Here is a 22,417-nt window from a genome sequence, read left to right as displayed (position 1 = left end):
TCCGAGACAAGGCCGCGCTGGCACGACAGCGTCACTCGAATCGGTTGTAATCGATGAATCGGCCCGGCCGACGTACCGCTGCCGGTCGGACGGCTCGACGTACACGGCGTCCTTGGTAAGCAGTCCGCCGCAGTCTGCGGATCCCCCGTGCTCCATGCTGGTGCGATGGTCTCCAGCAGGACAGGCTTGAGGCGCTAATCCGAGGCGCTCCCAGCCCCTGCGACATCCAATCCCCCGGGTCACACACCGTGCACAAACTGTAGGACTACATTTCTAACTGACCGTGCTGGAAGACGCCGGCCTGCTGGTGCGCGAACCGGATCGGCTGCGGAGCGGACGTAGCAGCTAACGGATCACCGAACCGCTCATCACCTTACGTTCTCCGTCGAGGCTGATCCCGACCACCACGTAGACGGGACTCGTAGTTCGGCCGTACCTCCGCGACCATCCGCACCGCCCGCTCCCGCAACTCCTGCGGATACGGCTTCGTTCCTGCCATCTCTCGATCCTTCCCAAGCAGGGAAGCATCTACAAGATCCGGGGCGGGTTCAACCCGACGCTGAAACCTGGCAGGGACGAACTGCTCGCAGGTGAGGAACTCGTCACGGAAGCGGCCGTTGAACGATTCACGGATCCCGTTCTGCCATGGTGATGCGGGGTCGATGTAGGCCGGGTCGACGCCGCTGTGCCGGCATCAGTCGGTCAGGGCGTGGGCGGTCAGGTCGGGGCCGTTGTCCATCCGGATGTGCTCCGGTCGCCGACCCGCCGCGCGCTCACCTCGTCGAGGACGGCGATCGCGGCGTCGGCGGTGAACGAGTGGGCCGCTCGGGTGGCCAGGGCTTCGCGGGTGTATTCGTCGACGATGTTGACCGGCCGGTCCCGCGGATACCTCAACCCCACTTAACTTCGGAGAGCCACAATGACTCGTGACGTTTGTCATCTCGCCGGTGACGCTTGTTTCTACTGACTGCTGCACAGGTGCGCGAGCGTTGAAGTATGAATACGTGGACCGATGAACCGCAGCAGCCCAAGCCCCGTCAGCGGAGTCTCGCGGCCGATCTGATGAGCCTCGGCCCGGCATCGACGCCGGGTCGGGAGTTCTTGGCCGCGATCTTGCAGATAGGTGCGGTCGCGCTGTTGGTGTTCGTGATCTTCCCCGACCGCCTGCCGGAGCTTCAGCGGTGGGGCCTGCTGGCCGCGACGGCGATGTACTTCGTGATCCGGGTGGCGGCGGGGCTGCCGAAGTGGCGTTGCCGCCGGTAGGCCCTGGTTACACCCAGCCCTCGTTCCACGCGATCCGCGCGGCCTGCACGCGGGTGTCCGCGCCGAGTTTGGTCATGGCCGTGGAGATGTAATTGCGGACGGTGCCGGGTGCGAGGTGGGTGCGTTCGGCGATGACGCGGATCGTCGCACCGTCGAGGGATTCGCGGAGCACGTCGAGCTCGCGGTCGGTGAGCGGGCAGTTGCTCTCGGAGAGAGCCGCCGTCGCGACCGCTCCGTCCACGTACCGACCGCCCTGCGCAACCTGCCGGAGGATGCTGGGAAGCTCTTTCACGGAGGTCGCCTTGGTAACGAACGCGGACACTCCGGAGTCGAGCGCTCGGCGGAGCACGGCCGGGCGGGCGTGGCGGGTGAGGAGGATCACGCGCGTGTCGGGAACCACGGCACGGATCGCTGCCGCTGCTTCGACGCCGTCCTTTTCGGGCATCTCCAGGTCGAGCACGGCGACATCGGGGCGGGCACGCCGTACGAGGTCCACGGCTTCGGCGCCGTTGTCGGCCGTGCCGACGATGTCGATGTCGGGTTCCAGGGCGAGGAGCGTCATGATCGCTTCCCGGAGCAGGAGTTCGTCGTCGGCGAGGACGATGCGGATCGGCGTCATGGGCGGGGTCGGATTCATGGGAGGATTCCTTCCTCGACGGGGAGCCAGGCCGTGAGCGTTGCGCCGTTCGTAGCGACGAAGGAGAATTCGCCGCCGGCCGCGCGGTAGCGTTCACGAAGCGTCGCAAGGCCGGTGCCTGGTGAGCGGACGATGTGCAGGGCGGCGGGGCCGGAGTCCGAGACGACGAGCTGTACCCCGTCCCGTCCGCCCCGGGTGCTGGCCGTGACGTCGATGATGCAGGAGGCGGCGCGGGTGTGTTTCAGGATGTTCGTGATGGCCTCGCGGACGGTGAGGCCGAGCAGGCGGTCCTGCTCGCCGGTAAGCTGCCCGATGTGTTTCACCGTCCGGGTGACGGTGATGCTGGCGGCTTCGAGGACGCGGGCGGCGTTGGCGATCTCCTCGGTCAGGGTGACCTCGCGGTAGGCGTGCACGACCCGGTGCAGTTCGTCTAGCGCGTCGGCGGCGATGGTCTGTACGCGCTGGGCGTGCTGGGCGGCCGCGCCGTATCGTTCGGTTGCGATGAGCCGGGTGACCAGTTCCGCTTCGACGGTGATGAGGCCGAGGTGCTGGCCCTGGATGTCGTGGAGGTCGCCGGCGAACCGCTTACGCTCGGTCGCGACGGCCCGTTCGGCTTCGAGACCGCGCAGGTCGTCGAGCTCGATCGCGAGCGTGTAGATCGAGTCCTGCCCGAGTACCCCGAGCGCGAGCAGCGCGGCGACGCCCAGGGTGAGCCGGTTCCATTCGGCGCCGGTTCCGGTGGCGAGTGCTGCGGTGATGATCGCGCAGAACGCGGTTGCGCCGAAAAGCCGGGCGATGCCGGACCAGAACGAGCCGCCGGCGATCGCTCGCAACGCCCACGCGAGTGGAATCGCCGCAATCGACACGGCGCTACCCGTGTCCGGCAGCAGGATCACCACCGCGAGCGCGGCGGCCAGCACCAACACGCCCAGCGAGACACGGCGCGACCTGCCCGCCACGGCCCGAACCAATCGGTGCGACAGCGCGAGATCAACGGCCACCAGCAGCGAGCCGAGGGCCGCGACGACGGCGCTCAACACCACCGTCGCGACGGTGACCCCGAGCGGGCTGGGCGTGAGGGTGAGGGCGACGACCGGTGCGACGACCGAGGCGAGCGCGAGGATCGCGTGCGTGGAGTGCACGTACACGGAGATCGCACGAAATCGGTCGCGACCGTAGGCCTTCATCGCTCCTCCTTCGCGCGGCTCTCCCTGTGGTGTTCTCGAGTATCGGGTCAGTTTCGGCGTTCCCAGCGGAACGTGCGCCACGCGATGATGCTCAGCACAGCGATCCAAACGGTCATGATCGCAAGATCCAAAAATACGGCCGCGAGGTCTGAGGACTGCGCCCACCATCCTGCCGTCGTCAGGTGTGCGTTCGACACCAGCGGCACCAGGCGAAGCCCGGCGCTCCCGAGACCATCGCCCACCGATGGGAGCACGGCGACGGCGCCCATAGTGGCAACGAACAGCGGCAGCATCGTCCACTGCGCCTTCTCCGGCGTCGCGGTGAACGCGCTCGTCACCATCCCCGCGAGAACTGCGATCAGTATGCCCAACAGCGCCGAGACCGCGACAAGGAACGGGCTCTGCGGTGGCGGGGAGCCGAGCAGCACGAGGCCGGCGAGCACGACGACCACCTGGAACGCACCAACAACGAGCGGCGGCGTGAGAAGGCCCGCGACGATCCCGAAGCCAGGCAGCGCGGTCGTCCGCAGCCGCTTCAACGCGAGAGTGTGCCGCCTCGCGGTGAGGGTATTCAGCGAGACGAAGTAGACCGTGATGCACTGGGTCGCGATCATGTTTCGGCCGGCGATCTGCGCCCACACGCTGGGATTGTCGGAGGTCTCGGCGATCGCGGTGATCGCGAGGAGACCCGCCGGGAGCAGGAGAGTCAGCGCGAGCATCACCGGCTGGCGGAGGAACACCCGCAGCTCGGCTGCCATCAGCGCGCGCACGAGCCGGCCCGGTGCCTTCCGGTGCGTCGTAACAGGGTGGGATGTGGCAGCGGTCATCGTTCCGCCTTTCCGGTGATGAGCGAGGGCATCTCGAAGAAGACCTCTTCGAGCGAGGCCGGGGCGCAGCGGAACTGGCCCAGCCGCAAGTCGTTCGCGCGGGCCCAGTCAATGACCGCAGCCACGTCGTCCTGCAACTCAGGGGTGTGGATCGTGATCGACCAGCCATGACGCTCGGAGTCGTGCGTGGAAGCGCCGATCGGGGTCTGCGCGACCTCGCCGGCGACGAGCCCCCAGAGCTCAGACAACGCCATCGACGTGGCAGGGGTGTCGAACGTGATACGGGCCGGGATCGCCGCCAGTACTTCCGACATTGAACCTTCGACGGCGGTCCGGCCACGGTCGAGGATCGTCACCGAGTCGGCGAGGTTCTGCGCCTCATCGAGGTAGTGGGTGGTGAGCAGCACGGTTGTGCCGCGATCGTTCAGGTCGCGGATGATTGACCACATCGTGCGCCGCGATTGCGGGTCCAAGCCGGTCGTCGGCTCGTCCAGCACCACCAGCTCGGGGTCGCCCCACAACGCCATCGCGAAATCGAGGCGGCGCCGCTCGCCGCCTGAGAGCACTGCGACCGGTACCTTCCGCCGGTGCGCGAGGCCTACGAGGTCGAGCACCCGCTCGACCTGGTCCTCGCGAACGCTCACCCCTTTCCAGAGTGAGAGCTGATCGGAGACGGTCATCTCGTCCACCAGCCCGGACTCCTGGAGCATCGTCCCCGTCCGCCCCGCAACATCACTGCGCCGCCGCCACGGATCGGCCCCGAACACACGGATCTCGCCGGACTCCGGTCGCCGGAACCCCTGGATCGTCTCCAACAGGGTCGTCTTGCCGGCCCCGTTCGTGCCGAGCAATGCGTGAATCCCGCCGCGCGGGACGGTCAGGCTCACGCCGTCGACCGCGAGGAAATCCCCGTAAGCGCAGGACGCAGACCGGACCTCGACCACGGCGGGACGGGAAGAGACGGGGAGAGCTGAATCAGGCATGCCCCCACGATGTCGGACACCTCGATCCGCGCCCAGTAACGCTCGTCACCGACGTCGTGACATTTGTCAGCAGACGGGACATGGGCCGCCACACCTGCCACGAGCACGGGCGCCTAGCGTCAGAGCCCACGACCCTCCGCCGAGCCCGCGAGAGATTCCCTCCGAGTCGATGACGGACTCCGTGGAGGGCTCACGATCGGAGGTGCGTTAACCGCAATGCCGCGTAGTTAGGGCGGTGGGTCGGTGATACTCGGGAGTTCTACGCGACGGCCTATCAGGCCGGGGTGCTCGCGGGCGACGGGCGCCACTTCTTGGTCGACGAACCGCCCGCACCGTTTATCCGGTTCTCTTACGGTGCCGCCGCCGAGTCCCAGATCGTTGAAGGCGTCAGGCGGCTTGCTGAGATCGGTGCCGTGTAGCGGCCGAGCGTGACCAACCAGCGCCACAGCTTCTCGTCGCGCGCTCGGACGACCGAGGACAGCATTCGAAGGGCGTTGATAGGCTCGAGCGTGTCAGGAGCCCGGGGTACTTCTCTGGAGGCAACGCGAGGCCGTGGACTCCTGAATCTGCAGATGGGGGACGGAGAGTGCGTACGCTCGTGAATCGGCTCAGGACCGCTGCGGTGACGGGGACACTGTTCCTCGGGACGATCGCGCTCACCGCGTGTGCAAGCGTCGCAGGCAGCGGAGGGGACATGGCGCCGCCTGCGGCATCGCCGGCATCGGCCACCGATACCCAGGCAGGCACGGGTCCGCGCGATCTCTCCCAGGGCGGCCGCTGCGAGGACGGCGAGAACATCACGATCCAGGCCGACGACGCTACGCCCGTCATCGAAGGCAACTGCGGGACCGTGACCATCGAGGCAAACAACGCCTCCGGCAACATCGCAGCCGCGACCACGGTAACCATTCGCGGCACGGACAGCATGCTGCTCGGCGAGAAATGGGGCACCGCCACCATCACCGGTCGCGGATCGGGCGTCAACGTCGATGAGATCGCCACGCTCACGGTCACCGCCGACGACGCGAAGGTCACGAACCGGCGCACGCAGACGGCGACCATCGACGGCAGCAGGGCCACTGTCAACACCGACAGCATCGACCGGCTCACTATCAACGGCAGTGGCTCCACGGTCATCGCCTCCGGCGCGCTCACCGCCCTCGAAGTCCACGGCAACGACAACACCATCACCTGGTCCGATGGAGCCCAGGCCCCGACTGCGGACACCGGTACCGGAAACCGCTACACCCGATAGTGTGCTATCGCGGCCAGTGCCTGGCCCGCCAGCAGGCCACCATCGTGCTCGGTACGGTGCTGCGCCGGCTGCCCGATCTCGCGCTGGCCCAAGCCGCTGGAGGAGGTGCGGCGCGCTGACCTGGCATACCCCGGGGCCTGGACGAACTGCCGGTTGGCTTCACGCCCGTCGTCGCGTCCTGTGCCGCGCCGGTGGGTCAAACGGCGTAGCGGGCGGCAAGGTCGACCACCTGGCGGGCGGCGGCCACCATCGCCCGATCGGCGAACCGCCCGTCGGGCAGCACCACGGTGCCGGAGTCGCGGTGCTGCGCCTCGGCGACCGCTGCGAGCAGTTCCCGGGCGCGGGCCACCTCACGGTCGGCCGGGCGGAACGCCTCGGCGATCACCGGAAGCTGCTGCGGGTGGATGGCCGCCCGGCCGAGAAAGCCGAGCCGCCGGCCGGCCACGCAGGAGGCGGCCAGCCCGGCGAGGTCGGCGACGTTCGCGTACACCGACATGGCCGGCGGCGGCAGCCCGGCCGCGCGAGCCGCGACCACAATCCGGCCGCGGGACCAGAGCAGGCCGTCGTCGGAGGCGACACCCAGGTCGGAGCGGAGGTCGGCCTCGCCGAGGCCGAGCGAGGCCACCGCCGGGTGCGCTGCGGCGATCCGGTATGCAGACTCCAGCCCGACGGCGGACTCGATCAGCGGATGCAGCAGGGTGCCGACGCGGGCGGCGACGGCGACGACGGTCGCCGGGTGCTCCACCTTGGGCAGGCGCAGCCCGGCCAGCCCCGGCCGGCCGGCGACGGCGGCCAAGTCGGCGTCGACGTCCGGGCCGGTCAGCTCGTTGACCCGGACCTGGACGGGCACCAGCGGCGGGTCGGCGAGGAACTCGGCGACCGCGTCCCGGGCGTACGCCTTGCGACCGGCGGCGACCGCGTCCTCCAAGTCGATGATGACCGCGTCGGCGCCTGCGGCGACCGCCTTGGCGAACCGGTCGGGCCGGTCGCCGGGCACGTAGAGCCAGGTAAGCAGCATCAGATCACCCCGTGCTCGCGCAGCGCGGCCAACTCGTCGATGGTCAGGCCAAGCGCGCCGAACACCACGTCGGTGTCCTGGCCGTGGCGGCGGCCGGCGTGCCGGATCTCCCCCGGGCTGTCCGACATCCGGAACGGCACGTTCTGCATCCGTACCTCCCCCAACTCCTCGTCGGGGATGGTGACCACGGTGCCCAGCGCCGCGTACTGCGGGTCGGCGACGATGTCCCGCACGTCGTAGACGGGGGCCACGGCGGCCTGGGCCGCCTCGAACACGGCCACCACCTCGTCGCGGTCCCGCTTCGACACCCAGGCGCCGACCGCCGCGTCGAGTTCCTCGGCGTGCGCGGCCCGGCCGCTGCCGGTACCGAACCACGGCTCGTCGACCAGGTCCGGGCGACCGACGAGCCGGACCACCCGCTCGGCGATGTTCTGCGCGCTGGTGGACACGGCCACCCACCGCCCGTCGGCGCACTTGTAGGTGTTGCGCGGCGCGTTGTTGTTGGACCGGTTGCCCAGTCGCGGCTGCACGTAACCGAGCTGGTCGTACCAGGTGATCTGCGGGCCGAGCATCGCCATGATCGGTTCGATGATGGCCAGGTCGACCATCTGGCCTCGGCCGGTCAGGTCGCGGCTGCGCAGGGCCAGCATGACCGCGTACGCGGCGGCGAGCGCGGTGACCGAGTCGGCCAGCCCGAACGGGGGCAGGGTCGGCGGCCCATCGGGCTCCCCGGTGGCCGCCGCGAAGCCGCTCATCGCCTCGGCGAGGGTGCCGAATCCGGGCCGCAGCGCGTACGGGCCGACCTGTCCGAAGCCGCTGATCCGGGCGATCACCAGCCGCGGGTTGACCGCGTGCAGCTCGTCCGGCCCGAGGCCCCAGCGTTCCAGGGTGCCGGGGCGGAAGTTCTCCACCAGCACGTCGGCGTCGGCGAGCAGCCGGCGCAGCAGCTCCGCGCCTTCCGGCCGGGAGAGGTTGAGCGTGACGGTCCGCTTGTTGCGGCCGAGCACCTTCCACCACAGGCCGACGCCGTCCCTGGCGGGGCCGTGCCCCCGGGACGGGTCGGGCTTGGCCGGGTGCTCCACCTTGACCACGTCGGCGCCGAAGTCGCCGAGGAACGCGGCGGCCAGCGGGCCGGCGAACAGGGTGGCCAGGTCGACGACCTTGACGCCGTGCAGCGGTCCGGTCGTGGTCATGGCGTTCCCTTCGCCGGGTCGACGGCGGCCAGGAACACGTCCCCGTTGCCGAGCGCGGCGCCGCCGTCGGGGGTGCCGGCGGTGCGGCCGCTGACCAGCAGCCGGCCGTCGGGTCCGAGGGTGGCGTAGACGTTCTCCTCGCCGAACGGGTCGGCCGCGTCGTCGCGGGCCGTGCCGTACTGGGCGACGGCGACCTGCCGGCCCTTGCCGTCGAGGCGCAGGGTGAGCACGTCCACGCCGCCGGCCGGCACGCCGAGGGTGCTGCCGGTGAAGCCGACCACCGCGACGGTTCCGTCGGCGAGGGCCAGCACGTCGGTGCCGGCGTCCGCGCCGCGCCCGCCGGTGACGGTCCGCCAGCGCTGCGCGCCCTTGGCCGTGTACGCCACGGTCAGCACGTCGCCGGCGCTGGCCCCGGTGGCGACCACCTGGCCGCCGCCGGTGACGGTGACGCCGCCGAGCAGGTCGTCGCCCGTGCCGCCGGCGACGGTGAGCCAGTCGCGGGTGCCGTCCGGGGTGAACCGGGCGAGCCAGCCGTCGGCGCCGCCGAGCGGCGTGGTCCCGGGCAGCGCGCCGGAGGTGCCGCCGGCCACGTAGACGCCGTTCGCGTCGGCCGCGACGGCATACGCCTTGTCCTCGCCGGTGCCACCGAACTGCCGGGTCCAGGCCAGCGTTCCGTCCGGGGCGATCCGGGCGAGCACGGCGTCCTTGTCGCCAGCGGTGGTCCCGCCGAACGCGCCGCTGGTGTAGCCCGCGACGTACGCGCCGCCGTCGGGGGCTGCGGTGATCGCGTAGAACCGGTCGGCCTTGGCGGGGTCGCCGGCCTGGGTGAGCCAGGCCCGCTGCCCGGTGGCCGTCAGCTTCGCCACGAACGCGTCGTCGGCGGGGCTGCCCGGGTGCCGGCCATCGAGGTCGCCGCGGGTGTACCCGGCGGTGAGCACGCCGCCGTCGGGCAGCGGCACGGTCCCGTAGAGCCGGTCGTTGGCGGCGGTGCCGAACTGGCTGGTCCAGCGGACCGTGCGCCGGTCGGCGGCGAGCCGGGTGACCACGGCGTCGAGGCCGCCGGCGTACGGCTGGCCGGCGACGGCGGCGGAGGCCGCGTAGCCGAGGGTGACGTCGCCGTCGGGGTGGGCGGCGACCCCGCCGGCCCAGTCGGCGCCGGCGGTGCCGTGCAGCGGGGCGGGCAGCCCGGCCGGCGGGGTGACGCTGAGCGTGGCGGCCAGGTGCTTCAGGCCGTCGACGAACGCGGGCCGCCAGACGTCCCAGTCGTGCCCGCCGTCGAGCACGCGGAACTCGGCGGCGACGCCGTCTGCGCGGCGCACCGTGTTGTAGAGGGTGGCAGCCTCGTAGTCGAGGTCGTGCGCGGCGTCGGCCGGGCCGGGGTTGGCCCACTCGTCGTCGCCGACCGCGATGAACATCCGCACCGGCGACTCGGCGTCGAGGCCGGGGAGCAGGGCCGGGTAGTTCAGCCGCTGGTAGACCTCGTCGGAGAAGGGCTTGTCGCCGTCGCCGAACGCGCCGAACTCGCGGGCCGAGGAGTCGGCCGGCGGCAGCGGCCGGTAGACGGCGGGGCTGAGCACCAGCGCGTTGGCGAAGAGGTCCTGGTGGGCGAGGGCGTAACGCAGCGCGCCGGCACCGCCCATCGAGTAGCCGCCGACCAGCCGGGCGTTCCGGTGGGCGGCGGTGCGGTAGGTGGCGTCGACGTGCGCGACCAGGTCCCGGGTGAGCGCGGTCTCCACCGGCCGACCCGGGCGGTCGGCGCCCGTGTACGCGGAGTCGACGTACCAGTTGCCGCGCTCGCTCCACGGCGCGTCGGGCAGGACGGCGATCACCGGCGGCACCTCGCCGTCGGCGACGAGCCGGTCCAGGTCGCTCTTCACCCGGGTCCACGCCTGCATGGTGTCGCCGCGCCCGTGCAGCAGGTAGAGCACCGGGTAGCGGGTGCCGGCGTTCGCCGCGTCGGCGTAGCCGTCCGGCAGGTAGACGGTGTAGTCGATGCCGGTGCCGAGGGCCGGCGAGGGGGCCGTGGCGGTGGTGAGGGTGCCGGACCGCTCCTTCCCGGCGACGGCGGTCTCCGGCGCGAGGCCGGCGAGCCCGATCGCGGTCAGCAGGGCGACCAGGGCGGCGCCGGGGCGCCAGGGTCTTCTCATCGGAGGGCTCCTTCGGGCAGGTCGGCGGCGCAGCGGAAGCTGATCGAGGTGGAGCGGGTGAGGCCGGCGCCGGTGAGCAGCAGCTTCACCGACACGTCGGGCGGCTGGGGGCCTCCGTCGAGGTACCAGTCGGAGTCCTCCGCCCGGTAGGCGCAGCCGCCCTTGAGGATGACGAACCGGGTGCGCCCGTCGGAGTGCTCGCTCTCGGTCAGGTTCCACACCAGCGGCGCCCGCCGGACCAGCAGGCCCGCCTCGGCGGCCACCTGCCACTCGTCCTCGGTGGGCAGCCGCAGCCCGGCCCAGTCGGCGTACGCCCGGGCGTCGGCGAGGTCGACCCCGGTGACCGGGGCGTCGGCGGGGCCCTGGCCGGCGGTGAACCGCTCCGGCCGGACGGGCCGGTGACCGGTGGCGGCGAGGAAGCGGGCGTACTGGCCGTGGGTGACCTCGTGGGTGTCGATGGCGAAGCGGCCGAGCCGGACCTGGCGCCGCAGCGTGCCGGTGTGGTGCAGGCGAGGCGGCAGCGGCTTCCACTCGTCGACGTACGGGGCCTCGCCGTAGAGGCCGGTCTCCCGGACCCGGTGGTGCACGGTCAGCTCGTGCCGCCCACCCTCGACGGTCACCATGCCGTCGGGCGGGGCGGCGAGGGGCGACCACGGGGTGCGGGAGCGTACGGCGGCGCGGGCCGGGAAGGACGGGTCCCCGGTCGGCGGCTCGTGCCGGAGCGCCGGGGTGTCGGTGGCGACCACGGCGGCGATCGCCCCGGCGGGCAGCGGCCCGCCGACCGCGACCCGGCCGTCCTCGAGTTCGGTTACGGTCAGCTCCGTGCCGGTGACCAGGTCGACGAAGCGCCCCGGCCGGGGCTCGGTGAGCAGCCAGGGGCCGTCGTGGTCGGCGCCGCGGTTGACCACCGTCCACAGCGGCTGGTTGTCGTGGGTCCACCGGGACGCGTACACCTGGCCGGCGCCGGGGTGGTCGGCGAGCGGGACCCAGTCCTCGGCGCGCAACCACGCGGCGTGGCTGGCCTGCACCCGGCGCATGGCCCGCAGCACGGCCTTGTCCCGCTCGTTCCAGCCGACCCAGACGCCGAAGACGCTCTCCCAGACCAGCACGCCGCAGCCGTTGAGCCAGGCCGAGTGCAGCTCGTCGAGGTGGTCGCGGTGCCAGCGGCGGGTGTGGTGCAGGACGTGCCGGCGTTCGAACCACTTGGCCCGCAGCACACCTGGGGTGTCCGAGTCGGCGAACCACTGCGCCCAGGACATGGCGTGGTCTTCGATCCGGGCCAGCGGCACCCGGCTCTCTCCCTCCAGGACCACGCCGGGGCGAACCGCGTCGAGCGCCTTGCGCAGCTCGCCGGCGCCCTCCTTGAGGGTGTCCAGGAAGACGCCGTCGACGCCGAGCCGGTCGGCCAGCGCCGCGACCTCCTCGGCGTCGGCGCCCGGCTCCCGCCTCGTGCCGGTGTCCCACGGGTTGTAGTCGACGAACACCCGGACTCCGGCGGCCTGGAACGCGCGCACCACGTCGGGCAGTTCGGGCACGTCGCGGTACCAGTCGAACTGATTGCGCTCGTCCAGCCCGATCACCGGGTACGCGTGCCAGAGCACCACCCCGTCGAAGCCGCCGAAGTCGCGCCGCGCCGCGTCGAGGAACGCCTCCACGGTGAACTCGCCGCGGTCGTGGTCGTACAGCGTCTCGTCCCAGAGCCAGGCCAGGCAGACGGTGAAGCAGTCGCCGGCGATCTCGTCGTAGTGCGCGCCGGTGTAGCCGAGCCGGGCGCGGGCGTCGGCCCGCCACCGGGTGAGCTGCTCCCGCCAGGCGGGCCAGTCGGCGGGGGCGGCGGGGGCGGCGAAGACCTTCGCCTCGTCCAGGGTGGTCAGGTCGGCGTGCGCGCCGAGCGGCACCTCGGTGGGCCGGTCGATCGGCCGGGGCACGTACGGGTTGAAGCTCACTCGACCCCTCCATAGGTGGCGGCGGACAGCGCGTCGATGGCGGCCCGCTCGGGCAGGGCGGTGGACGCGCCGGGGCGCTCGGCACAGGCCGCGCCAGCGGCGCACGCCCAGCGCAGCACGGCCGTGGCGGTGTCCCCGGTCAGCCCGCCACGCTCGGCCAGGGCGACCGCGAGCGCGCCGGTGAACGCGTCGCCGGCGGCCGTGGTGTCCACCGCGTCGATCTTCGGGGCCGGCACCTCGATCCGGGCGCCGTCCCGGTCGGCGTAGGCGGCGCCGCGCGCGCCGAGGGTGAGCACCACCCGGGGCACCAGGCCGACCAGGGTGTCGAGCAGCGCCGCCGGCTCGTCGGTGAACACCCCGGCGACGACCGCGGCCTCGTGCTCGTTGACCACCAGCACGTCGACCAGGTCGAGCAGTTCGGTGGGGAGCGGCCGGGCCGGGGCGGCGTTGAGCACCACGGCGGCGCCGCCCGCGCGGGCCCAGCCGGCGGCCCGGGTGACCTCCGACAGCGGCACCTCCAGTTGCAGCAGCAGCACGTCGGCCGCGGCCACCGCGGCCCGCTCGGTGTCGTCGAGGGTCAGCGCGGCGTTCGCGCCGGGGGCCACCACGATGCAGTTCTCGGCCGCGTGGTCGACGGCGATCAGCGCGACCCCGGAGGGCCCGTCGACGGTGCGCAGGCCGCGCAGGTCGACACCGGCGGCGGCCAGGTTGTCCCGCAGCAGCCCGCCGAACCCGTCGCCGCCGACCGCGCCGACGAAGGCGCAGTCCGCGCCGGCCCGGGCGGCGGCGACCGCCTGGTTGGCGCCCTTGCCGCCGGGCACCATCCGGAAGTCGTCGCCGAGCACCGTCTCGCCGGGGCGGGGCAGGTGCGGCGTGGTGACCACCAGGTCCAGGTTGGCGCTGCCGACCACCACCACCTGGGCGCTCATGCCAGGTTCCCGTGGACCAGGGTGAGGGTACGGTCGGCCAACTCGTCGAACCCGATGCCATCGAAGCCGGCGATGCTGCTGGCCAGCCGGTTGCGCAGCGGCGCGACCCAGCGCCCCGGCAGCCGGGCGGCGCCGGCGAGCGCCCCGGTGACCGCGCCGACGGTGGCGCCGTTGGAGTCGGTGTCCCAGCCGCCGGCGACCACCGCGCAGATGGACTGTTCCAGGTCGCCCCGCCCGTACGCCAGGGCCGCCGCGACCAGGGCTGCGTTGTTGCGGACGTGCACCCAGTGCAGGTGACCGTGCCGCGCGTGGAGGGTGTCCACGATGCTCTCCCAGTCGTCGCCGGCCCCGAGGGCGCGCGCCTCCCGGATGGCGGCGGTGAACCGGCTGCCAGGGGGCAGCACCGACTCGCCCGCGTCCAGCACCGCGTCGACGTCGCCGGCCACCGGCGCCGCCGCCGCAAGGGCAGCCACCCAGATCGCCCCGTACGCCCCGGCCCGGACGTGGCTGACGGCGGCGTCGCGCCAGGCGGCCTCGGCGGCCCGGTCGGGGCGGCCGGGGTTGGTCCAGCCGTACACGTCGGCGCGGATCTGCGCGCCGATCCACTCCCGGAACGGGTTCTGTCGGCGGGCGGTGTCCGGTGGGGTGAGGCCGAGCAGCAGGTTGCGGTAGGCGACCCGCTCGGCCGTGAAGACCCGCCCGGCGGGCAGCCAGTCCAGCCAGGCCTGCGCCACGTCGGCGCTGGTGAAGCCGGAGCCGTGGGTCTCCAGGACGCGCAGCGCCAGCAGGGCGAAGTTGAGGTCGTCGTCCTCGGGCATGCCGGCGATGTTCTCGGCCAGGCTGGTCGGTGCGCTGCGCCGGTTCCACGGCCAGCGGGCGGCCACGTCGGCCGGCAGCCCCCGCGCGGTGAACCAGTCGCGCAGCGGCCACCGGCCGGTGGCGGAGAGGATCTCCCGGATCCCGTGGCGGGGGATCTTCTCCACCGGCTTGCCGAGCAGGCAGCCGGCCGCCCGGCCGAGCCAGGCGCCGTGCAGCCGGTCCCGCTCGACGGTGGTCGGCAGGTCCCAGGCGCCCGGCCAGGTCTTGCGGACCGCGTCGAGGTCGTCGGGCTCGTCCGCGCCGTCGGGGCCGGGCAGCGCGTCGGCGGCGTCGAGCAGGTCGACGGCGAGGGCCCGCAGTTCCGGCGGGGCCGGCACCGGCGAGGCCCCGCTGACCGGGGCGGTGACGTCGCCGCCGGCCGCCGCCCAGCGGTCGGCGAGGGCGGTGACGTCGCGGCCCTCGTCGCGGCTGGCGGCCAGTTCGTGCGGCAGCAGGTCCTCCGGCTGCACCCAGGTCAGCCGGAGCCCGCGGGTCGGCGTCCCGGCAGCGCTCATGCCAGCCCGCCGAACCGCTCGGCGCGCCGGGCGAAGCGGTCCCGGTCGCGGTCGAACACCTCGGTGGCCACCCCGGCGAGGACCCGGGCGGGCTCGACCAGGTCGGTGCGGGACGCCTCCGCGACCACGTCCGACCACTCGGCCGGCACCGCCGCCGCGCCGCCGAGCGCACCGGCGATGGCGCCGGCCATGGTGGCGGTGGAGTCGGCGTCCCGGCCGTAGTTGACCGAGCCGAGCACGGCCGCCCGGTAGTCGCCGCCGGCCACCACCAGCATGCCGAGCGCCACCGGCAGTTCCTCGATGGCGTGCAGCCGGCTCGGGCGGCGGGCGCCCAGGCCGGGGCTGCGGTACTCCTCCCCCACCGTGTCGTAGGGGGCCACCGCGGCGCGCAGCGCCGGGATGGCGGCCTTCCAGTCATCGTGCCCGCGGGCCTCCTTGACCACCGCGTCGACGGCGGCGCGGGTGCCGTCGCGGGCCAGGTCGAGGGTGGCCGCGACGACGTCGTCGACGCTCGCGCCGGGGGCCGCGGCGGCGGCCACCGCGGCGGCGAAGACCGCCGCGGCCTCCCGGCCGTAGCTGTGCTGGTGCGCCCCGGCGATCTCCACGGCCTCGGCGTACGCCCCGGCCGGGTCGCCGGCGTTGACGATGCCGACCGGGGCCATGTACATGGCGGCGCCGCAGTTCACGATGTTGCCCACGCCCGCCTCGCGCGGGTCGGCGTGGGCGTGGTGCAGGCGGGTGACCAGCCACCGCTCGGCCGCGGCCAGGCGGTGGAAGGTCACCCCCTCCCGCTCCAGGTCCGGGATGTACACCACCCGCTCGATCAGGTCGGGGACGAGCAGTTCCACCACGTCGTACGCGTCGAGGTGGTCCCGCTTGGCCGCGTACGCCCGGACCAGGGCGTGGGTCATCAACGTGTCGTCGGTGATGTGCCCGTCGCCCTTGTGGTAAGGCGCGAGTGGCCGCGCGGTGGCCCAGTCGGCGTGGTACGGGGGGACGATCCCCTCGACCCAGCCGCCGAAGCGGGCGCGGATCTGCTCCGGAAGGGCCGTCTCGGTGGCTCCGCCGAGGGCGTCGCCCACCGCGGCGCCGACCAGGCAGCCGACCGACGTGTCGAGCAAGAGTGACATGGTTACCTCAGAACCTGCTTGCCACCGTTGACCAGCTGCGTGCCGAGCTGGTCCAGGGTGATCTTGTTGGCGAAGTACTGCTGGAGAGCCGGGGTGGCGTACTTGGTCTTCCACTCCGGGTAGCCGGAGGCCTTCTGGAACGGGGCGACGGTCAGGTCGGCGGCGCTGTCCGCGGCGACGTCCCAACCCTGCTTGCCGCCGGTGGCCTTGACCAGCTCCTCGTTGGCCTGCTTGCCGGTGGGCACCAGCCAGTCACCCTTGGCCAGCGCGGCCATGTTGGTCGGGTTGAGGAACCACTCCAGGAACTGCGCGGCCTGCTTCTTGTGCTTGCTGTCCTCGGCGACGGACAGGGTCTGCGGGTTGGCGGCCTGCTTGGTGGAGAGGCCCTTGATCGGCGGGAGGGTCACCCACTCGAAGCCGGCGGGGGCCTGCTCGACCATCTGCTGGCGCAGCGAGACCGAGCCGGGGAGCATGGCGTACTTGCCGCCGAAGAAGCCGGGCAGGGTGTCCGCGCCGCTCATGCCCAGCGCCTCCGGGGAGGCGGACTTGCTGGTGTAGAGCATGTCGTGGATCCGCTTCGGCACCTCCTTCTCGGCGTCGCCGACCTTGACCTCGGTCTTGCCGCCGTCGGTGTAGAAGAACTTGCCGTCGTAGTTGAGCGCCAGGTTCAGCACCCGGTTGGTGGGCGACTTGAGCGCCCAGGCGGCGCCGTACTGGCCCGGCTTGGTGAGCTTCTGGGCGTTGGCCTGGAACTCGTCCCAGGTCCAGCCGCCGTCGGCGGGCGGGACGGCGATGCCGGCGGCGTCGAGCAGCTTCTTGTTGGCGATGACGACCTGCGACTCCAGCAGGAACGGCACGCCGGTGACCTTGCCGTCGAAGGTGGCGGTGTCCCAGACGCCCGGGTCGATCTGGCCCTTGAAGTCGTCGCCGAGCAGCTTGGAGAGGTCGGTCAGGTGGCCCTGCTTGCTGAACTCGCCGATGGCGGAGGCCTCGTAGTGCACGATGTCGGCGACGTCGCCGCCCTCGAACGAGGTGACCAGCTGGTCGTGGATCGAGTTCCAGTCACCCTGGACGTACTCGACCTGGATGTCCGGGTGCTCGCTGTTCCACTTGGCGACCAGGTCCTTGTTGGCCTGCAGCGACTCCTTCTGCCAGGCGAGGCTGAGGAAGCGCAGCTTGGCCGGGCCGGACGAGTTCTCGTCCTCGCCGCCGCCGTCACCGCACGCGGTGAGGGCGCCGAGCCCGACGACCGCGACCGCGGTGGCCGCGGCGAGTCGACGGAATCTGCTACGGAGCATGGGGGGATTCCTCCTTGGTGGTGGTTGGGGGATGTGGTCAGCCCTTGACCGCGCCGGCGAGCGACCCGGACGAGAGGCGGCGTTGCATGACCGCGAAGAAGATCAGGCTGGGCAGGGTGGCCAGCAGCGAACCGGCCGCCAGCGGACCCAGGCGGGCGGTGCCCTCGATGCCGACGAACCGGGCCAGGGCGACCGGCAGGGTCGCCAGCTCGGGGGTCTTGACCAGCACCAGGGCGAAGAAGAACTCGTTCCAGGCGGAGATGAAGGAGAACAGCGCGGTGGCCACGATGCCCGGGGCGAGCAGCGGGAAGACCACCCGGCGCAGCACCTGGAGCCGGCTGGCGCCGTCGACGCTGGCCGCCTCCTCCAGCTCGCGGGGGATGTTGCGGACGAAGCCCTGGAGCATCCACAGGGCGAACGGCAGCGCCCAGACCACGTAGATCAGCACCAGCCCGGCGTGCGTGTTGGCCAGCCCGACCTGCCGCAGGATCAGGAAGATCGGGATGATCAGCAGCACGAACGGGAACAGCTGCGACAGCAGCACCCAGCCCAGCGCGACGGTGCCGAGCTTGGTCCGGAACCGCGCGAGGGCGTACGAGGCGGGCAGCGCGACCAGTACGGTGAGCACCGCCGAGGCGAGCGACACCTGGAGGCTGTTCAGCGCGGCCCGGCCGAGCTGCTGCTCGGTGAAGGCCTGCACGAAGTTCTGCACGGTGGGGTTGCTCGGGATGAGCGTGGGGTGCAGCTGCACCAGCTCGCGCGGCGGCTTGAACGCGGTGGAGAGCAGCCAGACCAGCGGGAACCCGAGGAAGATCAGGTAGCCGGTCAGCGCGACGTACTGGAGCGTCCGCCCGGTGCGGCTCGGCTTTCCGAACATGTCAGTTCGCCTCCCTCAACCGGCGACGCAGGTAGACCGCGAGCAGCGCGACGATGATCACGACCATGACGTTGCCGAGGGCGGCGGCGTAGCCGTAGTTGCCGTAGCGGAACGCCTCCTCGTAGGCGAAGAGCATCGGCAGCATGGTCTTGCCGCCCGGCCCGCCCGCGGTGAGCACGTAGACCAGGCCGAACGAGTTGAAGTTCCAGATGAAGTCCAGCGAGGTGATCGCCACGACGACCGGCGCGATGGCGGGCAGCGTGACGTTGCGGAACCGGTGCCAGGTGGAGGCCCCGTCCACCGCGGCCGCCTCGTGCAGCTCCCGCGGCACGCCCTGCAGGCCGGCCAGGAGGACGACGGTGGTCTGCGGCATGCCGGCCCAGACGCCGACGAGGATGACCGCGGGCAGGGCGGTGCTGAAGTCGCCGAGCCAGTTGGTGCGCAGCCCGTCGGCGCCGACCCGGTGGAAGAACTCGTTCAGCAGGCCGGCGTCCGGGTGGTAGACCAGCTTCCAGAGGATGCCGACGACCACGGGCGGCATCGCCCAGGGCACCACGGCCAGCACCCGGGCCACACCGCGGAAGCGCAGCTGCTGGTTGAGCAGCAGGGCCAGGCCGAGGGCGAGCACGAACTGGAGCACGGTCACCCCGACCGCCCAGAGCAGGCCGATCTTGAACGAGTTCCAGAACAGCTCGTCGCCGAGCAGTTCCCGGTAGTTGGCCAGCCCGGTGAAGCTGATCTCGACGTTGCGCCCGGCCCGGGCGTCGGTGAAGCCGAGGTAGATGCCGCGCACCAGCGGGAAGACCGACAGCACCACGATGGGCAGCAGCGACGGGAGCAGCAGCAGGTAGATGCCGAGCCGGTCGGAGCGGGACCGGGCTCTGCGGGGCCCGTCGGCGCGGGCGACGTCGGGCCGTTCGGCCACGGTGGTCATGCCGTCACCTCCGGAATACGCGGCGCGGGCGCCGGCTCGGCCGGCGCGGGGACGAACGGCGTCGCGGCGCTGGAGGCGCGCACGGCGAGGCTGGGGGCGACCTGCTCGCGGCGCGGCGGCAGGGTCGGGTCGGCGATGCGCTGGAGCAGCAGTTCGGCGGCGCGGCGACCGCGCTCGGCCGAGCCGAGGGAGACGCTGGAGAGCTGGGGGAACATCATCCGGGCCAGCTCGGTGTCGTCCATGCCGACGACCGCCACGTCCTCGGGGACGCGCCGGCCGGCGGCCAGCAGGGCGTGCAGCGCGCCGACGGCGATCAGGTCGTTGGCGCAGACCAGCGCGTCGGGCTCGGCGCGGGCCAGCAGGCGCTCGGTGGCGGCCCGGCCAGCCGCGTACCGGAAGTCGCCGACCTCGACGAGGCGCTCGTCGAGCGCGATGCCGTGCCCGGCGAGGGCGGCCCGGAAGCCGGCGTCACGGGCCGCGCCGGGCACCGTGTCCAGCGGGCCGTTGACGAAGCCGATCCGCCGCCGCCCGGCCGCGACCAGGTGGTCGACGGCCAGCCCCACGCCGGTACGCGAGTCGGTGCGGACGTTGTCCACCGGCGCGTCGGCGGCGAGCTGGCCGATCACGACCACCGGCACCGGGCTGTCGACCAGCGCGGCGAGGTGGTTGTCGGTGACCCGGATCGGGGAGATGATCATCCCGTCGACGTAGCGATGCGCGAGCCGGCGCAGCAGCGCGGTCTCGTTGGCGATCTGCCCGCCGGTGGCGTGCACCAGCAGTTGCCGCCCGGAGGCGGCGACCACCGACTCGATGGCCCGCATCATCTCGACGTAGACCGGGTTTCCGATGTCCTCGACGGCGAGCGCGACCAGGCCGGTGCGCTGCGACTGGAGCGAGCGGGCGATGGCGTTGGGCACGTACCCGACCTCGGCCGCCGCCGCGCGGACCTTGCGGATGGTCTCCGGGCTGCCGCCGACACCGTTGAGCACGCGAGAGGCGGATGCGATGGAAACACCGGCGCGGGCGGCGACGGTGTGAACAGTAGGCCGGCCGTCGACCGACTCCGGTAAACGTTTACGACCCACGCCCCGCACCCCCACCTGTCTGCTGTAAACGTTTCCGGGAGTCTCCGCCCGAGTTGACGGTCAGGTCAAGAGCTCGTTACGAAAACGTTTCCCACCGCGCCGACCTGGGCGATCCGGCACAGCCGCCACACCGGGCAACCTGCCGGGTGTCTCACCCCATCTCTGCTGGTCCGCTCCCGTTACGACGACACCGCCACCCGGCCTTGCGGAGCTGCTGCAGATACTGGCTGGGTAGGGCAATTGCGCCGAGCAACGCATACCAGCAGCGATCGAGACATCCCAGACACTGCTCGTCACGTGCCTGCGCCACCGGGCGGCGGGTCTCCGCGGTCAACCCCATGGCCATCGCTCGATACCGCGGAGGCGTCTTCCACCCCATCGCCCGGGTCCTGCTCGCTGTGGCACCCATACCCGAACAGGCCGCGAAACCTACCCGAGTCCAACTGCGATCACCGCTGAAGCAAGCCGGCCACAAGAAACCCCATCGACACCGATGTGGAGCACCGCACTACGTGCTCCGCAAAGTGCGGCAACTGCCAGGCGATGGGCCGCCAGTCTCCGGCACACCGGGATCGTCGCTGACCAACGGCACCCGGATCACCGAGGACGGCTCGCCCTCGGTGTAGTACTCGTCGGTGTCCTCGTCGCGGGGATAGGCGAGGTAGTGGTAGGCCCGCCGTTGGGTGCTGTCGTGCACGTCGAAACCGATGCGCTCCGCGCCGTACTCGTCGTGGTCGAGCGCGACGAACGCATGCGAGACCAGGCTCGCACCTTCAGCGAGCTGTACTACGAGGTCGGCGAGTTGACCATAGTCGCCACCACTGGGCAACCCACTCGATCCGGTACCGGCCGTCCGCAATTCACCCGATCCTCGCTGCGCTGCCCGTAGCCGGCACCGCACATCGCGTCCGCTTCGGCGCACATCAACGCCTGGGTGAACGCTTTGATCACGAGACCGTCGCCGGCGGCCGGTTCGACACCGACCGCGAGGGCTACACGGCGATGAGGAAGTACGCCAGACAGTGGCCGAACCGGGTCTGGGCGATCGAGGGCTGCCAGGGCATCGGCCGGCACATCGCCAACCGGCTACTGGCCGACGGCGAGCAGATCGTCGACGTGCCACCGAAGCTGTCCGCCAGGGCGCGGGTATTCGCCACCGGGCAGGGCCGCAAGGCTACGACGCACAGGTTAAAGATCACGTTAACCGTCTCGTGGTGCGCGACCGCTCAACGCTGACACCGCCGATCGATCTCGGCGAGGACTCGGTCTGCGTGCGGGCGTAACTGGGTCGTCAGCTCGTACCCGGAGATCCTGCCAGCGCTTCTCGGACATCCTTACCGGCACCGGGTGCTTAAGGCGCGGCCACCACGACCTCGGCGACGTTCCCGCTGTAGCAGGTGGTGGTGGCGATGTTCGGGGCGGAAACCGGGTAGGCACCGTAGACGACGTAAGTTACGCCGGTCTGGAGGTTGCGGCACTGGATCTGCACCCGGTAGCTACCGGTGTCACACTGGACGCTGCCCCGACCGTAGTAGTGCTTGATGCCCTCGTGGACCCACTCCATCCATGAAGCGCAGCCGGTGACACCGGTGCCCGGCGGATCCTGCACGGCGTACACCTGCTCCGCGACGTTCCCGCTGTAGCACGTGGTGGTGGCGGTGCTCGGGGCGTTGACGACCTCGGTGCCGTAGACCACGTAGCCCACGCCAGTCTGAGCGTTGCGGCACTGGATCTTCACCCGGTAGCTACCGGTGTCACACTGGACCCTGCCCCGACCGTAGTAGTGGCTACTGCCCTCGTGGACCCACTCCATCCATGGTGCGCAGCCGGTGACACCGGTGCCCGGCGGATCCTGCACGGCGTACACCTTCTCCGCGACGTTCCCGCTGTAGCACGTGGTGGTGGCGGTGCTCGGGGCGTTGACGACCTCGGTGCCGTAAACCACGTAGCCCACGCCAGTCTGAGCGTTGCGGCACTGGATCTTCACCTTGTAGCGCCCGGTCGAGCAGGTCACCTTGCCGCGGCCCTGGTAGTAGCTGTTTCCCTCGACGACCCATTCGATCGAGGTGGTGCAACCGGTAGGTTCGGACAGTGTGGACCCGACAGCGAGGGCGACAGGCTCCGCTGCCGGGGCCGCCTCGGCGGGAGCCGTCAGAGCAGACAGGCCGAGAAGGGCCGCAGCGAGCGTCGCGAGGGTACGCCTGAACATGACAGTCTCCTGATGGCCGTGGGGTCACAGCTTTCGTCGCGGAATAGCCATGCTAGAGAAATTATCGATGCCCGTCGAGATTCTGGACCGGGTTGACGCGGATCAGGGCCGAGGTGCGCGCACGAA

Annotated in this window: 21 protein-coding genes and 1 pseudogene; 2 read left to right on the top strand and 20 right to left on the bottom strand. The window is 71.7% G+C overall.

Annotated features, from left to right (window positions below):
• Positions 1-373: 373 nt before the first annotated feature.
• Together OOK41_RS32050 and OOK41_RS14250 are read right to left on the bottom strand one after the other, a co-directional pair.
• Positions 374-670 (bottom strand): annotated as a pseudogene (locus OOK41_RS32050) (integrase core domain-containing protein); the annotation flags it as partial.
• Positions 671-717: 47 nt separating this feature from the next.
• A complete protein-coding gene (locus tag OOK41_RS14250) occupies positions 718-894 on the bottom strand; it encodes a hypothetical protein (RefSeq protein WP_266265272.1) in 177 nt (58 codons plus the stop codon).
• Positions 895-996: 102 nt separating this feature from the next.
• Here OOK41_RS14250 and OOK41_RS14245 point away from each other — a divergent pair, with 102 nt between their 5' ends.
• Positions 997-1,263 (top strand): hypothetical protein, encoded by a 267-nt coding sequence (locus OOK41_RS14245; RefSeq protein WP_117673488.1) that lies wholly within the window; start codon positions 997-999, stop codon positions 1,261-1,263.
• Between the two features lie 7 nt (positions 1,264-1,270).
• Here OOK41_RS14245 and OOK41_RS14240 read toward each other — a convergent pair whose 3' ends face one another.
• Genes OOK41_RS14240 through OOK41_RS14225 form a run of 4 tightly spaced genes read right to left on the bottom strand, consistent with a single transcriptional unit; the run spans position 1,271 to position 4,858 of the window.
• Entirely contained in the window at positions 1,271-1,900 is a 630-nt protein-coding gene (locus OOK41_RS14240) for a DNA-binding response regulator (RefSeq protein WP_243640290.1), read from the bottom strand.
• Positions 1,897-3,087, bottom strand: coding sequence for a sensor histidine kinase (locus tag OOK41_RS14235; protein ID WP_266265267.1), 1,191 nt, complete (start codon positions 3,085-3,087; stop codon positions 1,897-1,899). The genes OOK41_RS14240 and OOK41_RS14235 overlap by 4 nt, the downstream gene beginning before the upstream one ends.
• A 47-nt stretch (positions 3,088-3,134) precedes the next feature.
• Complete coding sequence (locus tag OOK41_RS14230) at positions 3,135-3,914, bottom strand: hypothetical protein (protein WP_266265265.1); 780 nt, start codon at positions 3,912-3,914, stop codon at positions 3,135-3,137.
• On the bottom strand, positions 3,911-4,858 hold the full coding sequence (locus OOK41_RS14225) for an ABC transporter ATP-binding protein (protein ID WP_266265263.1): 948 nt from the start codon (positions 4,856-4,858) through the stop codon (positions 3,911-3,913). The genes OOK41_RS14230 and OOK41_RS14225 overlap by 4 nt, the downstream gene beginning before the upstream one ends.
• A 625-nt stretch (positions 4,859-5,483) precedes the next feature.
• Here OOK41_RS14225 and OOK41_RS14220 point away from each other — a divergent pair.
• Positions 5,484-6,152 (top strand): DUF3060 domain-containing protein, encoded by a 669-nt coding sequence (locus tag OOK41_RS14220; protein ID WP_266265261.1) that lies wholly within the window; start codon positions 5,484-5,486, stop codon positions 6,150-6,152.
• 196 nt (positions 6,153-6,348) lie between these two features.
• On the opposite strand, the gene OOK41_RS14215 is transcribed toward OOK41_RS14220, so the two are convergent.
• The 14 genes from OOK41_RS14215 to OOK41_RS14150 all read right to left on the bottom strand — a co-directional run bounded on the left by OOK41_RS14215 (position 6,349) and on the right by OOK41_RS14150 (position 22,291).
• Entirely contained in the window at positions 6,349-7,170 is an 822-nt protein-coding gene (locus OOK41_RS14215; protein WP_117673309.1) for a CoA ester lyase, read from the bottom strand.
• On the bottom strand, positions 7,170-8,363 hold the full coding sequence (locus OOK41_RS14210; RefSeq protein WP_266265259.1) for a CaiB/BaiF CoA-transferase family protein: 1,194 nt from the start codon (positions 8,361-8,363) through the stop codon (positions 7,170-7,172). The genes OOK41_RS14215 and OOK41_RS14210 overlap by 1 nt, the downstream gene beginning before the upstream one ends.
• Positions 8,360-10,510, bottom strand: a complete 2,151-nt coding sequence (locus OOK41_RS14205; protein ID WP_266265257.1) for an alpha/beta hydrolase-fold protein — start codon at positions 10,508-10,510, stop codon at positions 8,360-8,362. Before OOK41_RS14205 ends, OOK41_RS14210 begins: the two co-directional genes overlap by 4 nt.
• A complete protein-coding gene (locus OOK41_RS14200; RefSeq protein ID WP_266265255.1) occupies positions 10,507-12,456 on the bottom strand; it encodes an SUMF1/EgtB/PvdO family nonheme iron enzyme in 1,950 nt (649 codons plus the stop codon). The genes OOK41_RS14205 and OOK41_RS14200 overlap by 4 nt, the downstream gene beginning before the upstream one ends.
• Positions 12,453-13,385 (bottom strand): PfkB family carbohydrate kinase, encoded by a 933-nt coding sequence (locus OOK41_RS14195; RefSeq protein ID WP_266265254.1) that lies wholly within the window; start codon positions 13,383-13,385, stop codon positions 12,453-12,455. Before OOK41_RS14195 ends, OOK41_RS14200 begins: the two co-directional genes overlap by 4 nt.
• Entirely contained in the window at positions 13,382-14,758 is a 1,377-nt protein-coding gene (locus OOK41_RS14190; protein ID WP_266265252.1) for an ADP-ribosylglycohydrolase family protein, read from the bottom strand. Before OOK41_RS14190 ends, OOK41_RS14195 begins: the two co-directional genes overlap by 4 nt.
• On the bottom strand, positions 14,755-15,888 hold the full coding sequence (locus tag OOK41_RS14185) for an ADP-ribosylglycohydrolase family protein (RefSeq protein WP_266265249.1): 1,134 nt from the start codon (positions 15,886-15,888) through the stop codon (positions 14,755-14,757). The genes OOK41_RS14190 and OOK41_RS14185 overlap by 4 nt, the downstream gene beginning before the upstream one ends.
• A 2-nt stretch (positions 15,889-15,890) precedes the next feature.
• Positions 15,891-17,186 (bottom strand): ABC transporter substrate-binding protein, encoded by a 1,296-nt coding sequence (locus tag OOK41_RS14180; RefSeq protein WP_266265247.1) that lies wholly within the window; start codon positions 17,184-17,186, stop codon positions 15,891-15,893.
• 37 nt (positions 17,187-17,223) lie between these two features.
• Positions 17,224-18,063: a carbohydrate ABC transporter permease gene (locus OOK41_RS14175; protein ID WP_091258304.1), complete on the bottom strand. Its 840-nt coding sequence runs from the start codon at positions 18,061-18,063 to the stop codon at positions 17,224-17,226.
• Between the two features lies 1 nt (position 18,064).
• A complete protein-coding gene (locus tag OOK41_RS14170) occupies positions 18,065-18,997 on the bottom strand; it encodes a carbohydrate ABC transporter permease (RefSeq protein ID WP_266265240.1) in 933 nt (310 codons plus the stop codon).
• On the bottom strand, positions 18,994-20,082 hold the full coding sequence (locus OOK41_RS14165) for a LacI family DNA-binding transcriptional regulator (RefSeq protein ID WP_266265239.1): 1,089 nt from the start codon (positions 20,080-20,082) through the stop codon (positions 18,994-18,996). Before OOK41_RS14165 ends, OOK41_RS14170 begins: the two co-directional genes overlap by 4 nt.
• A 508-nt stretch (positions 20,083-20,590) precedes the next feature.
• Positions 20,591-20,911: a hypothetical protein gene (locus tag OOK41_RS14160; protein ID WP_266265236.1), complete on the bottom strand. Its 321-nt coding sequence runs from the start codon at positions 20,909-20,911 to the stop codon at positions 20,591-20,593.
• Positions 20,912-21,074: 163 nt separating this feature from the next.
• A complete protein-coding gene (locus OOK41_RS14155) occupies positions 21,075-21,239 on the bottom strand; it encodes a hypothetical protein (RefSeq protein WP_266265234.1) in 165 nt (54 codons plus the stop codon).
• 194 nt (positions 21,240-21,433) lie between these two features.
• Positions 21,434-22,291 carry a hypothetical protein gene (locus OOK41_RS14150; RefSeq protein WP_266265232.1) on the bottom strand — a complete coding sequence of 286 codons (858 nt, stop codon included), beginning with the start codon at positions 22,289-22,291 and terminating at the stop codon, positions 21,434-21,436.
• Positions 22,292-22,417: the final 126 nt, after the last annotated feature.

Source organism: Micromonospora sp. NBC_01655, assembly GCF_026339755.1.
Classification (GTDB): Bacteria; Actinomycetota; Actinomycetes; order Mycobacteriales; family Micromonosporaceae; genus Micromonospora.
Note: the sequence above shows the minus strand (reverse complement) of the source record. Positions and strands in the feature narration are given on the sequence as shown.